Here is a 13887-nt window from a genome sequence, read left to right on the forward strand (position 1 = left end):
GTCAGCCTCCCGTTTGCGACATGAAGCGCACGATGCGTTCGGGCCGGGCGTTGAATTCGTGGCGCTCCGGCTTGGCGGCGATGCCCGCCCGGATGGCCTGGATGAGATCGGCGTCGCTGGCGCCCGCGCGCAGCAAGCGTCCGAGCGGCACCTGGTCTTCCTGGCCAAGGCACAGATACAAGGTGCCATCCACGCCCAGCCGCACGCGGTTGCAGGTGGCGCAGAAATGACGCGACATGGGGGTGATGACGCCCAGCACGGGCGCGCCCTGCCCGCTGGTCCAGTAGCGCGCCGGGCCGTTGCGTGATTCGGCCAGCGACGGCACCAGCCCGGCGTCGGCGGCCAGGCGCGCGCCCATCGCGTTCAGGTCGGTGTGCGTAAAGCCGCGGCCGCACTCGCCCATCGGCATCGGTTCGATCAGCCGCAGCACGAAGCCCTGTTCCACCGCATAGGACAGCAGGCGGCGAACTTCGGATTCCGGCGTGGCCGCATGCACCACGCTGTTGAGCTTGATGGGGGAAAAGCCAGCCTGCCGCGCGGCCGACAATCCGGCCAGCACGGCGTCCAGGCAATCGCGTCCCGTGATCTGCGAGAACGCTGCCGCGTCCAGCGTGTCCAGGCTGATGTTCAGACGGTCCACCCCCGCTGCCCGCAGCGACTGCGCATGGCGCGATAGCTGCGTGGCGTTGGTGGACACGGACAGGTCGCGCAGCCCGGGCATGGCGGCGATGGTGGCGGCCAGCCCGGCAACGCCCTTGCGCAGCAGCGGCTCGCCGCCCGTAAGCCTGACCTTGGCCACGCCCAGGCGCACGAACAGCCCGACCAGCCGGGCCATTTCGTCGTGGGTCATCCAGTTAGCCGGCATTTCGAAACCCTTGAAATCCTTGGGCAGGCAGTAGCTGCACCGCAGGTCGCAACGGTCGGTGACCGAAACGCGCAGATAGTCGATGCGGCGGCCGAAGCCGTCCGCCAAAACAGCGGGGGCTGGCTCGTCCATCATGCGGCGCTCCCGGCGAAGACCCGTTCGGGTTCGCCGTCGTCCAGATCGATGCCCGAGATCTTGGCGCGCCCGACCAGCAGCTTGGTGTACTGCCGCCAGGCGGTATCGCGGCTCATGGACGTGAGCGCCGTGGCAATCTGCTTGGCCACGTGCTCGTAGGGCAAGAGCCGCCCTTCGACACGCCGCACGACGCGCACAATGTGCAGGCCGTGCCGCGTCTGCAGCAGCTGCGGCAGCAACCCGCCCGAAGGCAGCGCGAACACCGCGCGTTCGAATTCCGGCACGGTGTCGCCGCGCCCCAGTTGACCCAGGTTGCCGCCGACGGCCGCGGACGGGCAATTGGATTGTTCGCGGGCCACCTCGGCGAACCGGGACGGGTCGGCCAGCAGCTCGGCCAGCACCACGTTGGCATGCGCCTTCAGCATGTCCAGGTTCACGTCGGGCGTGACCTGGAACAGGATGTGGTCGGCCTCGACCAGTTCACCCACCATGAAGCGCTCGGGGTGCATCTGGTAGAAGCGCCGGCAAGCGGCGTCGTCGGCTTCGGGCGCCGGGGCCTGACTGGCGAGCAAGGCGCCGATGGCGCTTTCCTCGTCGGACACATCCAGGCCCTGCCGGCCGGCCTCGTCCAGCAGGACGCGCCGCAGCACCAGGGCCGTGACGGCCTCGCGCATGGGATTGCCCGCTTCTGCGTGCAAGGGCAGTTCACGTTCCAGATCCGCGTCGTTCAGTTCGACGCCGTTGACGATGACAGGCATGTTCGGCTCCTAAGACAGGGAATCAGCGCGGACGGACCAGCTGCCAGGCGCGGCCCAGGTAGCCCACCGACGCGAAACCGCTCCAGACGTGCACCAGACGGGTGAACGGGAAGATCACGAAAAGCGTGAGGCCCATGAAGAGGTGCGCCTTGAACAGCAGCGGCACGCCGGCGATGTAGCTGGCGGCGTCGCCCTGGAACGTGACGATGTGCTGCGCCCAGGTCATCAGGTGCACCATCATTTCGCCGTCCATGTGGCCAGCCGACAGTACGATCGTGGACAGCCCAAGCAGCAGCGTCACCAGGATCCACAGCAGCAGGATCTTGTCGCCGGGCCGCGTGGCGTGGGCGATGCGGGGGTCGGTCAGGCGGCGGTGGATCAGGATCAAGAGGCCGATCAGGCACAGCCCGCCCATCACGCCACCCGCCACCATCGCAACCATCTGCTTGAGCGAGTGCGAAACGCCCAGCGTGTCCCACACGATGACGGGGGTGAGCAGGCCGACCAGATGCCCGAAGAACAGGCCCAGGATGCCGATGTGGAACAGGATGTTCCCCAGCCGCAACTGGCCGCGATGCAGCAGTTGCGAGCTGTCGGATTTCCAGGTGTATTGCTCGCGCTCAAAACGCGCCAGGCTGCCGAGCAGAAAGATCGTCAGTGCGATGTACGGATAGATGCCGAAAAGAAACTGGTTCAGGGAGTTCATGATGCGTCGTCCTGGGCATTAATGAGTCGCGGCGGAACGGGGGTGGAAGTGCACGGTCTGCACCCCGCCTCCCGCAAACGGCCGCAGCAGCGGTTCCACGCCGTCGGGGCCGGCCCCGAAGGCCTCCATCGCCTCGTCCATGTCGCGCACCGGCGCCTCGGTCTGCACGCGCGGAATCACGCGGGACTGGGCGCGCAGCACGGCAAAGACGCAGGCGTAGGAGCTTTCGCTTTTGGCCAGGCGCGCGCCGATGGCCGCCAGCACGTGGATGGCTTCGTCCAGCAGCTCCTGGGCCGTGTCGGGGTCGATGACTCCCAGGAATTCCAGGAACAGCGGCACGTGGTCCGGCAGTTCCGACACCATCGGCTCGAAGCCGTGCGCGCGGTAGGTTTCCAGCAGGTCCACCATCGCCTGGCCACGGTCGCGGCTTTCGCCGTGGACGTGTTCGAACAGGTGCAGCGAGTGCGAGCGGTTGCGGTCAAAGGTGGCGACGTAGTTCTCTTGCAGGGGAATCAGGTCGTTCGAGGCCAGGTAGCTGACCAGGGGTTGCAGGGTTTCCTCGGCGTCCGGATAGGCCGCCAGGGCCTCTTCCAGTTCGCCCAGGTAGTCCAGCAGCTCCGGCTCGGGGTAGCACAGCATGGCGGAAAGCAGTCGGTACAGGCTCATGTTGTTCTCCTTTCCTCAGGCCGAAACGGCCTTCTTGCGCGACTTGGGCATTTCGATGAAGATCTCGCTGCCCTGCGGCTTGCGGCCGAACAGGGTGCCTTCCGACACGCCGCCCGAGCAGCCGTTGCCAAAGGTGAAGCCGCAGCTTCCCTTCTCGTTGAAGCTGTCTTCGACCACTTCCTTGTGGCTGCTGGGCACGACGAAGCGGTCTTCGTAGTTGGCGATGGCCATGATGCGGTACATGTCCTGCACCGTTTCCTCGGTCAGGCCAACCTGGTCCAGCAGGGCCGTGTCGCGTTCGCCGTGGACGGTCTCGGACCGCTTGAACGCGCGCATGGCCAGCATGCGTTCCAGGGCTTGCAGCACCGGCGCTTCCTTGCCGGCGGTCAGCAGGTTGGCCAGGTAGCGCACGGGGATGCGCAGCGTCGACACGTCGGGGATCATGCCGCTCTTGCCCACGGTGCGCTGGGGCATCTTGCCGGACTCGGCGGCCGTCTGGATGGGCGACAGCGGCGGGATGTACCAGACCATCGGCAGCGTGCGGTATTCCGGGTGCAGCGGGAAGGCCACCTTCCATTCGACGGCCATCTTGTAGACGGGCGAATTGCGCGCGGCTTCCAGCCACGATTCCGGGATGCCCTGCTCGCGCGCCGCGGCGATCACTTCGGGCGAATGCGGGTCCAGGAACAGGTCGAGCTGCGACTGATACAGATCCTGCTCGTTCGCGGTGGCGGCGGCATTTTCAATCTGGTCGGCGTCATACAGCAGCACGCCCAGGTAGCGGATGCGGCCCACGCAGGTTTCCGAGCACACGGTCGGCTGGCCGGCCTCGATGCGCGGATAGCAGAACGTGCACTTTTCGGCCTTGCCGCTGTTCCAGTTGTAGTAGATCTTCTTGTAGGGGCAGCCCGAGATGCACATGCGCCATCCGCGGCACTTGTCCTGATCGACCAGGACGATGCCGTCGTCTTCGCGCTTGTAGATGGAACCGGACGGGCAGCTGGCGACACAGGCCGGGTTCAGGCAGTGTTCGCACAAGCGCGGCAGGTACATCATGAAGGTGTTCTCGAACGTCGAGTACATCTCTTTCTGGACGCCTTCGAAGAGCGCATCGCGGCTGCGCGAGCTGAACTCGCCGCCCAGGTCGTCTTCCCAGTTCGGGCCCCAATGGATCTTGTCCATCTTCTTGCCCGTCAGCACCGACACCGGGCGCGCGGTGGGCGGCGTCTGCGACAGCGGCGCGTTCTTCAGGTGCTCGTAGTCGTAGGTGAACGGCTCGTAGTAGTCGTCGATGGCGGGCAGGTTCGGGTTGGCGAACAGGTTGGCCAGGATGCGCAGCTTGCCGCCTTGGCGCGGTTCCAGCTTGCCGGCGGCCGTGCGGCTCCAGCCGCCCTTCCACTTTTCCTGGTTTTCCCATTCCTTCGGATAGCCGATGCCGGGCTTGGTTTCAACGTTGTTGAACCATGCGTACTCGACACCGTCGCGGCTGGTCCAGACGTTCTTGCAGGTGACCGAGCAAGTGTGGCAGCCAATGCACTTGTCCAGGTTCAGCACCATGCCGATTTGGGCGCGTATCCTCATGATTGCTTCTCTTCTTGTTGCAGTTCTTCGACGAGCGGGCCTTCCAGCCAGTCCACCTTCTTCATCTTGCGCACGACCACGAACTCGTCGCGGTTGGCGCCCACGGTGCCGTAGTAGTTGAAACCGTAGGCCTGCTGCGCGTATCCGCCGATCATGTGCGTGGGCTTGAGCACCGTGCGCGTGACCGAGTTATGGATGCCGCCGCGCTTGCCGCTGGTTTCAGCGCCCGGCACGTTCACGATCTTTTCCTGTGCGTGGTACATCAGGCACATGCCAACCGGCACGCGCTGGCTCACCACCACCCGGGCGGTCAGCGTGCCGTTCACGTTGAACACTTCCACCCAGTCGTTGTCGACCAGTCCGGCCTGCTTGGCCTCGGCTTCGGACACCCACACGTGGGGGCCGCCGCGGCTGAGGGTCAGCATGCGCAGGTTGTCCGAGTACGTGCTGTGGATGCCCCACTTCTGGTGCGGCGTGATCCAGTTCAGGACCAGTTCCTTTTCGCCATTCGGGTACTTGCCCAGCATGGGCGCAACCGTCTTGGTGTCGATGGCGGGCTTGTACACGCAGGAGCCTTCGCCAAAGTCCAGCATCCAGCGGTGATCCTGGTAGAACTGCTGGCGGCCGGTCAGGGTGCGCCATGGGATCAGTTCATGGACGTTGGTATAGCCGGCGTTGTAGCTGACCTCTTCGCTTTCCAGACCGGACCAGGTAGGCGCCGAAATGATCTTGCGCGGCTGCGCCTGGATGTCGCGGAAGCGGATCTTGTCGTGTTCGCGTCCGACCGCCAGGTGCGTGTGGTCGCGTCCGGTGATCTTGCCCAGCGCTTCCCAGGCCTTGACCGACACATGGCCGTTGGTCTCTGGTGCGAAGGTCAGGATCATCTCGGCCGCGTCGATCGCCGTGTCCAGACGCGGACGGCCCTGGCTGACGCCGGTTTCGGTGACGCTGTCGTTGATGCCGGCCAGCTCGTGGACCTCGTGCTGGGTGTTCCAGTTGATGCCCTTTCCGCCGTTGCCCAGCTTGTCCAGCAGCGGACCCACCGACGTGAACTTGCGGTAGATGTCGTTGTAGTCGCGTTCGACCACCGTCATGGACGGCGCCGTCTTGCCCGGAATCAGGTCGCATTCGCCGAGCTTCCAGTCCTTGGGTTCGAAGGCCTGGCCCAGTTCTCCCGGGGTGTCGTGCATCAGCGGGGTCAGCACCAGGTCGCGGCGCTTGCCCAGGTACGGACCGCCGATTTCGCTGAATTTCTTGGCCAGCAGCTTGTAGATTTCCCAGTCGGTCTTGCTTTCCCAGAGCGGCTGCACGGCTTCGCTGAGCGGGTGGATGAAGGGGTGCATGTCGGACGTGTTGAGGTCGTCCTTTTCGTACCAGGTGGCCGTGGGCAGCACGATGTCGCCGTACAGGCACGTGGTGCTCATGCGGAAGTCCAGCACGGTCAGGAGGTCCAGCTTGCCTTCGGCGGCGTCGTCCTCAAAGGTGACTTCGGACGGCTTGATGGCGTCGGCTTCGTCGCCGAACACGGCGTTCTGGGTGCCCAGGAGGTACTTCAGGAAGTACTCGTGGCCCTTGCCGCTGGAGCCCAGGATGTTGGAGCGCCACACGAACATGTTGCGCGGGAAATTGGCGGGATCGTCCGGGTTTTCGCAGGACATGCGCAACTCGCCCGACTTCATCTGTTCGACGGCGTGTGCGACGGGATCCTTGCCCAGGCTGTCGGCCTGCGCCACGACGTCCAGCGGATTGGTGCGAAGCTGCGGCGCCGACGGCAGCCAGCCCATGCGCTCGGCGCGGGCGTTCAGATCGATCATGCTGAGTTCGCTGTACTTGGCGCGGTCGGCGGTGGGGCCGAGCACTTCCTGCACGTTCAGCTTTTCGTGGCGCCATTGGCTGGTGTGGGCGTAGAAGAACGAGGTGCCGTTCATCTGGCGCGGCGGGCGCACCCAGTCGGCGGCAAACGCCAGCGGGGCCCAGCCGAACTGCGGGCGCAGCTTTTCCTGGCCCACATAGTGCGCCCAGCCGCCGCCGCTCTTGCCCACGCAACCGCACATCATCAGCATGTTGATGATGCCGCGGTAGATCATGTCCATGTGGTACCAGTGGTTCAGACCGGCGCCGACGATGACCATGGACTTGCCTTCGGTGTCGTGCGCGTTCTGGGCGAACTCGCGCGCCACCTGGATGACCTGCGCGCGCGGCACGCTGGTGTGCTTTTCCTGCCAGGCGGGCGTATAGGGAACGTCGTCATCGTAAGAGGACGCGACGTTGCCGCCGCCCAGGCCGCGGTCCAGGCCGTAGTTGGCCATCTGCAGGTCATACACGGTGGCGACCAGCGCGTCGGTGCCGTCAGCCAGGCGGATGCGGCGGGCGGGCACGTTGCGCACCAGCAGCTCATCGTGTTCGCTGCCGAAGTACGGGAAGCCCACGCCGACCACGTCGTCGGACTTGCCCAGAAGGCTGAGCGTGGGGAGGATTTCGCGGCCCGAGCCGCCATCCTTGGATTCGAGGTTCCAGCGGCCGACCTTTTCGCCGCCGTTGACGGCGCCCTCGCCCCAGCGAAAGCCGATGCTGCCGTTGGGCGCCACCAGATCGCCGGTGGACTCGTCCAGCACCAGCGTCTTCCAGTCGGGGTTGTTCTGCTCGCCAAGCGCGTTGTCCAGCTGCGAGGCGCGCAGGAAGTGGTCAGGGGCGTAGAAGCCGTCGCGTTCCTTGAGCTGCACCAGCATCGGCATGTCGGTGTAGCGGCGCACGTAATCCGTGAAGTAGGCCGACTTGCCCGACAGGTGGAATTCCTTGAGGATGACGTGGCCCATGGCCATGGCGAGCGCGGCGTCGGTGCCCTGCTTGGGCGCCAGCCAGATGTCGCCGAACTTGACCATTTCGCCGAAGTCGCTGGACACGGCCACGGTCTTGGTGCCCTTGTAGCGGACTTCGGTGTAGAAGTGCGCGTCCGGGGTGCGGGTCTGCGGGACGTTCGAGCCCCAGACCATCAGGTAGGTGGAGTTGTACCAGTCGGCCGATTCGGGCACGTCGGTCTGTTCGCCCCAGATCTGGGGGCTGGCGGGGGGAAGATCGCAGTACCAGTCGTAGAAGCTGAGGCAGGCGCCGCCCAAAAGGCTAAGGTAGCGGGCGCCGGCGGCGTAGCTGACCATCGACATGGCGGGAATCGGCGAGAACCCGATCACGCGGTCCGGGCCGTACTTCTTGATGGTGAGCGCGTTGGCCGCGGCAATGATCTCCGTGGCGGTGTCCCAATCGGCGCGGACGAAGCCGCCCAGGCCGCGCACCGACTTGTAGCGCTTGGCGCGCTTGGGATCCTGGCTGATCCATTCCCAGGCCGCGATCGGGTCCATCGTCTTGCGGGCGTCGCGCCACATTTCGATCAGGCGGCCGCGGATCATGGGGTACTTCACGCGCTGCGCCGAATACACATACCAGCTGTACGACGCGCCACGAGGACAGCCGCGGGGCTCGTGGTTGGGCAGGTCGGGACGGGTGCGGGGGTAGTCGGTCTGCTGGGTTTCCCAGGTGATCAGGCCGTTCTTGACATACACCTTCCAGGAGCAGGAGCCGGTGCAGTTCACGCCGTGGGTGGAACGCACCACCTTGTCGTGCTGCCAGCGGGCGCGGTAGGCGTTCTCCCACTTGCGGTCCTCGTTGACGGTTTCGCCGTGACCGTTCGCGAAGGTGGACTTCACCCGCGACATGAACTTCAACCGGTCCAGAAAATGACTCATTGTGTTTCTCCAAGAACGCCGGCCTGGCCGGCGCGTACTGCGATCAATGCTGATGAAACAACTTTAGGGCTGGGCTGTCTGGCCGACCATTCGCCGGTGGCACAACCCGGGTTCGGCAGAGTGACTAGTTACCCGGGTAGACCGAACTAGTCGGGCCGCGCAAGGCCGCCGGGGCCCGGCCACGCAACGTGTGCGCGACCGGGCCCCGGCGAACGCTCCTTAGCAGGGAATGGGCGCGTTGCGGCGTGCGTAGTACCACCATGTGATCAGCATGCAGGTGGCATAGAAGCCGATGAAGCAGAACAGCGCGGTCTGGACGCTGCCCGTCATTTCGAGCGACGTGCCGAAGCTGCGCGGGATGAAAAAGCCGCCGTAGGCCCCGATGGCGCCGGAAAAGCCCAGCACCGCGGCCGATTCCTTGGCTGCCTCGGACATGGCCTGCTTTTGCGCGGCCGGACCCTTGCCCTGCGCCGCCTGCGTGCGTTCGCGCAGGAAGATCACCGGAATCATGCGGAACGTGGAACCGTTGCCCAGGCCGGTCAGCGCGAAGAGCACGATGAACATGGCCAAGAAGCCGTTGAAGTCGCCCAGGCGGCCCTCACCCGGCAGGAACGTCACGACGCCGGCCACCGCGGCGATCATGGCCGCGAAGGTGAAGAGCGTGACCCGGGCGCCGCCCAGCTTGTCGGAGATCCAGCCGCCCACGGGACGCGTCAGCGATCCGACCAGCGGCCCCAGGAATGCGTATGCCATGGGATTGACGGTGGGAAACAGCGTCTTGGTCAGCATTGCGAAGCCCGCCGAGAAGCCGATGAACGACCCGAACGTGCCCACGTACAGCCAGCACATCAGCCAGTTGTGCTTGCGCTTGAAGATGACCGCCTGGTCGGCGAACGAGGCGCGCGCATCGGCGATGTCGTTCATGCCGAACCATGCGGCGATGGACGCCAGCGCGATGGGAATCACCCAGATGAAGCCCGCGTTCTGCAGCCACAGATTTTGCTGCGCGCCATTGGCGTTGATGACTTGAGGTTCGCCGCCGGCAACGCCGAAGACGCCCATGGTGATGACGACCGGCACGACGAACTGCACCAGCGACACACCCAGGTTGCCAATGCCGGCGTTCAGGCCCGTTGCCAGCCCCTTCTTTTCCTTGGGAAAGAAAAAGCTGATATTGGCCATGCTGGAGCTGAAGTTGCCGCCGCCCAGGCCGCACAGCAGCGCCAGCACCAGAAGGGTCGGAAACGAGGTGGTGGGGTCGCGCAGCGCGAAACCCATGCCCAGCGCCGGAATCAGCAGCGAGGCGGTGGAGATGGCCGTCCATTTGCGCCCGCCGAAGACGGGCACGAGGAACGAGTAGAAGATGCGCAGCGTCGCGCCCGACAGCGCGGGCAGCGCCGTCAGCCAGAAGAGCTGGTTCTTGGACAGCATGAAGCCGGCGCGGTCAAGGTTGACGACGACCACGCTCCAGAGCATCCAGATGCTGAACGCCAGCATCAGCGCCGGGATCGAGATCCACAGATTGCGGTTGGCGACGCGCGCGCCCGTCTGTTTCCAGAAACCGGGATTATCCGGCTCCCAGCGCGCAAGGACTTGAGTGGACATGAGGTTCTCTCAGGATGGTGGGTGGGTCAGGCGGCTTGCTGCCGGGCGATGGCCGCGCTTTCGGGCCGGAAACTGAAGTGCATGAAGATCAGCGAGACGCAGACCGTGCCGTACAGCAGCATGAAGGCGCTGGAGCGGATGCCGGTCAGGTCGAGCAGGACGCCGAACATGATGGGAAGCACGAAGCCGCCCAGGCCGCCAGCCAGTCCGACGATGCCGGACACGGCGCCGATGTTGTCGCTGAATTCATCGGAGATGAACTTGAAGACCGAGGCCTTGCCGATCGCCATGGCGATGCCGACGACGAACAGCAGGATGGTGAAGGTGACCGGGCCGAGCGCGATGCCGAAGGAACGCGGGCCGCCGGCGGTCATGACGGTGAATTCGGTTTGCGGATAGCTCAGGAGGAAGAACGCAACCCAGCACACCCACATCACCCACCACGTGGTCTTGTAGGCTCCGTAGCGGTCGGAGATCCAGCCGCCGACGGCGCGCAGCACGCCGCCGGGCAACGAGAAGCACGCGGCCAGCAGCGCGGCCAGCTTCATGTCGAAGCCGTATTCGCCGATGTAGTACTTGGTCATCCACAGGGCCAGCGCCACATAGCCGCCGAACACGACCGAGTAATACTGGCAGTAGCGCCACACACGCGGATCCTTCAGCATGGCGAACTGGGCCGACAACGAGGCGCCGCCCGCGACGCGGTGAGACGGATCGGACGACGAGAACATCCAGAACAGGATGGCGGTGACCAGCAGCGCCACGGCGTAGACCTGCGGCACGATGACCCAGGCGCCGCCGGCAGCCGCGATGAGCGCGGGGGCCACGAACTTGGTGATGGCCGAACCCGAGTTGCCGGCGCCGAAGACGCCCATGGCCAGGCCTTGCTTGTTGCGCGGGAACCAGCGGGCGACATAGGGCGTGCCCACGGAGAACGAGCCGCCGGTCAGGCCGACGAACAGCGCCAGCACCAGGAACTGCCAATATTCCGTGGCGTAGGACAGCAGCCAGATCGGCACCACCGCCAGCAGCATCAGCACGAAGAACACGGGACGGCCGCCGTAGCGATCGGTCCAGATGCCGAGCGGCACGCGCACGAGGGAGCCGGTCAGGACCGGCATGGCGGCCAGCAGGCCGAATTGCGTTTCGGACAGGCCGAGCTGCGCCTTGATTGGGATCCCCAGCACGGCAAAGATCATCCACACCGCAAAACAGATGGTGAAGGCAAACGTGCTGGATATCAGGACCCGCATCGGCGCACCGGCCGAGGATTGATGTGCTGCCATGGTTAGTCTCGCTTTTTGCTGACAAATACGTATGTCGGTAGCCTAAGCAGCCCTCCCGTTTGCAACCATTCCCCAGCCGACCAAAGGGCTATTTCCGAAGTGCCTAGTCATGCGGGTGTTCCGGACAGCCTTGCGCTGGATCAAGTGCCCGGATCGCGTCCCGATGCGGCCAGATGTAATATGTATTTCAAATACACGTTCAAAACCGCAACGGCGCGCGCCCCGCGCGCACGGGCCACACCATGACCACCCTGCTTTCCATCGACGAACCCGCAAAGAAGCCGCGCCCCGCCCCGCCCGAGTGGGGCGCGTTCACTGAAATGGGTTTCCGCCCGCTGTATCTGGCGGGCTGCTTCTGGGCGCTTTTCTCGGTGTTGCTATGGGTGCACGCGCCCGCGCGGCTGACTGGCGTGCTGAACGGCATGTTCTGGCATGCGCATGAAATGCTGTGGGGCTTCGTGGCCACGATCGCCGTGGGCTTCCTGCTGACGGCGGGCGCCAACTGGACGGGCAAGAATCCCCTGAAAGGCAATCCGCTTGCCGCGCTGTGCGGGCTGTGGATCGTGGCGCGTGTGGGGTATCTGGTCCCCGGGCGCACTGCCTTCGTCGTCGCGGCGGCGGCGGACCTGCTGTTTTTGCTGTGGGCGGCCGGGGCACTGGGACGCGCCGTCGTGGTCACCCGGAACCAGCGCAACTATGGCGTCCCGTTCCTTCTGCTGGCGCTGGGCGCAACCAACGGGCTGTACCTGTGGGCGACGGTCCAGGGCGACTACGTGACGCTGATGCGCTATTTCAATGCCGGGCTGCTGTCGATGGCCGTGCTGACCTTGCTGATCGCCCGGCGGGTCATGCCCTTCTTCGCCAAGCGCGCCGTTGCGGGCCTGGACATTCCTCCCCATACCAAGAGCGGTCATTGGCAGCTTGGCTTTGGCGTCGTCGCCATCGCCTGCCTGCTTGCCGGCGTGCAGCAGGCCGCCGCGCTGGCGCTTGCGGCAAGCGGCGCGATTGCGCTGGTGCAGTGGGTGTCCTGGAAGCCGTGGGCCGTGCGGCGCGTGCCGCTCCTGTGGATTCTCTATGCGGGGTATCTGGGTCTGGGGATCGGCCTGCTGGTGGGCGCGGCGCAACTGGCGGGCATTGTGGTCCGGCAGGCTTGGCCCGCGCACGTCATCGGCGTGGCCGGGTTCTCGGTGTTGATTTTGGGCATGGTGACCCGCACCGCACTCGGCCATCTGGGCCGTCCGCTGTACACGGACCGCAGCATGGTCCTGAGCTACGCGCTGATGATCCTGGCGGCGTTGCTGCGGTTGGCGGCCCTGCTGCCAACCGCGGCAACGCTGGGCCTGCTGCATGCGTCGGCCACCGCGTGGGCGCTGGCGCTGGGACTGTACCTGTGGCGGTTCTTCCCCATGATGATCCGCCCACGCGCGGACGCTGCGGCCAAGCAGGCGGCGCCCGTCATGCGGGTGATGCCGGTGTCGCGGCCCAAGAGCTGATGGGGCCGCGTCAAAGACCTCGCCGGCCCCCGCCCTAACGCTTCACGACCGGCCTTCGCGCCGCTCCATCGCGGCAACTTCACGCCGCATGGCTTTGAGCCAAGCCTTGAGCAGCGATTCGTCCGAGAATTGCATGACCTCGTGTTCAAGTTCCTGGATGTACTCCTGGATGTCCTTGATGTCGTCGTCCAGCTCTTGCATCACCGTTTCCGGATCGAAGGTGGCGAACGGGTCCAGCTCATAACGCAGCGTGAAGCCTTCCTCGGCAAACTGAACCTGGGTAAGGATCTCGTCGAGCTGCGCGGCCAGCACCGCATTGGCCGCTTCCAGCTGATCGTCGGGGATGTCGGAGGCGGCCTGCACGGTGGCGCGCAGGTTGGGATCCTGGGCGGCCTGGGCCAGCCGCTCCCGCTCGGCGGCATGCAATGCGTCCCAGGCGACGGCGTTCGTCACTGTCGGCATGCGGACCACGCGAGCGTATTCCAGCAGCTCTTCCGCGTCTTCGTCGTCGTATTGATCCTGGATGACCTGCAGCAACTGCATGGGCGACATCGAGTCCAGGTCGGCAACGTCCAGGTCCAGCGCATCGGCCAGTTCTTGCCGCGCGCTTCCGGTCAATTCGGCAAGATTGGCGTCGTAATCGGCCCCGCGGTGCTTCTTGTAAAGCGTCTTGAGCCGCGCGGTGTCGCAACCGGCCGGTAGCGCCGACTTGGCCGACAGCACCAGCAGTTCTTCCGAGAACTCCGTGACCAGTTCGGACACGAACTCGCGTTCGGCCTTGGACAGACCCATTACCTTGTAGGCGTGGTCAAAGCACAGCACCAGCTTGTAGCGCAGCTGGTTGAGCTTGTCTTCGAGCGGCCGCAGCGTCTCGGTGTATTTGTGGTGGTAATCCGCCTCGATCGACTGCCATTGCGCCAGCCGGGCCCGTTCGGCCGTCAGTCGTTCCTGCAGGCGTTCGCATAATTCACGCGGACTTTCGAGGGATTTTTCGCTCATGGACCCACTCCTGTTGCAAACCGGGGTATTGAAAACAGCCGCCACTCTAAACG

The 13887-nt window shown here is 65.2% G+C and carries 10 protein-coding genes; 1 reads left to right on the top strand and 9 read right to left on the bottom strand.

All coding sequences use genetic code 11. The features are described 5' to 3' along the window. Window position 1: 1 nt before the first annotated feature. The 8 genes from moaA to V6V88_RS14910 all read right to left on the bottom strand — a co-directional run bounded on the left by moaA (window position 2) and on the right by V6V88_RS14910 (window position 11342). A complete protein-coding gene (moaA, locus tag V6V88_RS14875) occupies window positions 2–1000 on the bottom strand; it encodes a GTP 3',8-cyclase MoaA (RefSeq protein ID WP_062841460.1) in 999 nt (332 codons plus the stop codon). Beyond that, window positions 997–1758, bottom strand: a complete 762-nt coding sequence (locus V6V88_RS14880) for a peptidylprolyl isomerase (RefSeq protein ID WP_062841461.1) — start codon at window positions 1756–1758, stop codon at window positions 997–999. Before V6V88_RS14880 ends, moaA begins: the two co-directional genes overlap by 4 nt. 22 nt (window positions 1759–1780) lie before the next feature. Continuing rightward, window positions 1781–2464, bottom strand: coding sequence for a respiratory nitrate reductase subunit gamma (gene narI / locus V6V88_RS14885; protein ID WP_063951844.1), 684 nt, complete (start codon window positions 2462–2464; stop codon window positions 1781–1783). A gap of 18 nt (window positions 2465–2482) precedes the next feature. After that, entirely contained in the window at window positions 2483–3130 is a 648-nt protein-coding gene (narJ, locus tag V6V88_RS14890; protein ID WP_056318347.1) for a nitrate reductase molybdenum cofactor assembly chaperone, read from the bottom strand. Between the two features lie 15 nt (window positions 3131–3145). Next, window positions 3146–4711, bottom strand: coding sequence for a nitrate reductase subunit beta (narH, locus tag V6V88_RS14895; protein WP_056318344.1), 1566 nt, complete (start codon window positions 4709–4711; stop codon window positions 3146–3148). Then, window positions 4708–8451: a nitrate reductase subunit alpha gene (locus V6V88_RS14900; RefSeq protein WP_338615414.1), complete on the bottom strand. Its 3744-nt coding sequence runs from the start codon at window positions 8449–8451 to the stop codon at window positions 4708–4710. The genes narH and V6V88_RS14900 overlap by 4 nt, the downstream gene beginning before the upstream one ends. Before the next feature lie 219 nt (window positions 8452–8670). Then, the gene (locus V6V88_RS14905) at window positions 8671–10056 is read right to left on the bottom strand and encodes a NarK family nitrate/nitrite MFS transporter (RefSeq protein WP_056318339.1); all 1386 of its coding nucleotides are present in this window, start codon (window positions 10054–10056) and stop codon (window positions 8671–8673) included. Window positions 10057–10082: 26 nt separating this feature from the next. Further along, window positions 10083–11342 (bottom strand): nitrate/nitrite transporter, encoded by a 1260-nt coding sequence (locus tag V6V88_RS14910; protein ID WP_056318336.1) that lies wholly within the window; start codon window positions 11340–11342, stop codon window positions 10083–10085. A gap of 242 nt (window positions 11343–11584) precedes the next feature. Here V6V88_RS14910 and V6V88_RS14915 point away from each other — a divergent pair, with 242 nt between their 5' ends. Further along, complete coding sequence (locus tag V6V88_RS14915; protein ID WP_223575805.1) at window positions 11585–12835, top strand: NnrS family protein; 1251 nt, start codon at window positions 11585–11587, stop codon at window positions 12833–12835. Window positions 12836–12877: 42 nt separating this feature from the next. Here the strand turns inward: V6V88_RS14915 and V6V88_RS14920 are convergent, their stop codons facing one another. Continuing rightward, on the bottom strand, window positions 12878–13834 hold the full coding sequence (locus tag V6V88_RS14920; RefSeq protein WP_338615415.1) for a molecular chaperone DnaJ: 957 nt from the start codon (window positions 13832–13834) through the stop codon (window positions 12878–12880). Window positions 13835–13887 lie beyond the last annotated feature (53 nt).

It is taken from the genome of Achromobacter sp. E1 (genome assembly GCF_037039475.1).
Classification (GTDB): domain Bacteria; phylum Pseudomonadota; class Gammaproteobacteria; order Burkholderiales; family Burkholderiaceae_B; genus Achromobacter; species Achromobacter mucicolens.

Bases quoted from the DNA above. Each gene is read 5' to 3' on its own strand.
- moaA (WP_062841460.1), bottom strand. From the start codon at position 1,000: ATGATGGACGAGCCAGCCCCCGCTGTTTTGGCGGACGGCTTCGGCCGC.
- V6V88_RS14880 (WP_062841461.1), bottom strand. From the start codon at position 1,758: ATGCCTGTCATCGTCAACGGCGTCGAACTGAACGACGCGGATCTGGAA.
- narI (WP_063951844.1), bottom strand. From the start codon at position 2,464: ATGAACTCCCTGAACCAGTTTCTTTTCGGCATCTATCCGTACATCGCA.
- narJ (WP_056318347.1), bottom strand. From the start codon at position 3,130: ATGAGCCTGTACCGACTGCTTTCCGCCATGCTGTGCTACCCCGAGCCG.
- narH (WP_056318344.1), bottom strand. From the start codon at position 4,711: ATGAGGATACGCGCCCAAATCGGCATGGTGCTGAACCTGGACAAGTGC.
- V6V88_RS14900 (WP_338615414.1), bottom strand. From the start codon at position 8,451: ATGAGTCATTTTCTGGACCGGTTGAAGTTCATGTCGCGGGTGAAGTCC.
- V6V88_RS14905 (WP_056318339.1), bottom strand. From the start codon at position 10,056: ATGTCCACTCAAGTCCTTGCGCGCTGGGAGCCGGATAATCCCGGTTTC.
- V6V88_RS14910 (WP_056318336.1), bottom strand. From the start codon at position 11,342: ATGGCAGCACATCAATCCTCGGCCGGTGCGCCGATGCGGGTCCTGATA.
- V6V88_RS14915 (WP_223575805.1), top strand. From the start codon at position 11,585: ATGACCACCCTGCTTTCCATCGACGAACCCGCAAAGAAGCCGCGCCCC.
- V6V88_RS14920 (WP_338615415.1), bottom strand. From the start codon at position 13,834: ATGAGCGAAAAATCCCTCGAAAGTCCGCGTGAATTATGCGAACGCCTG.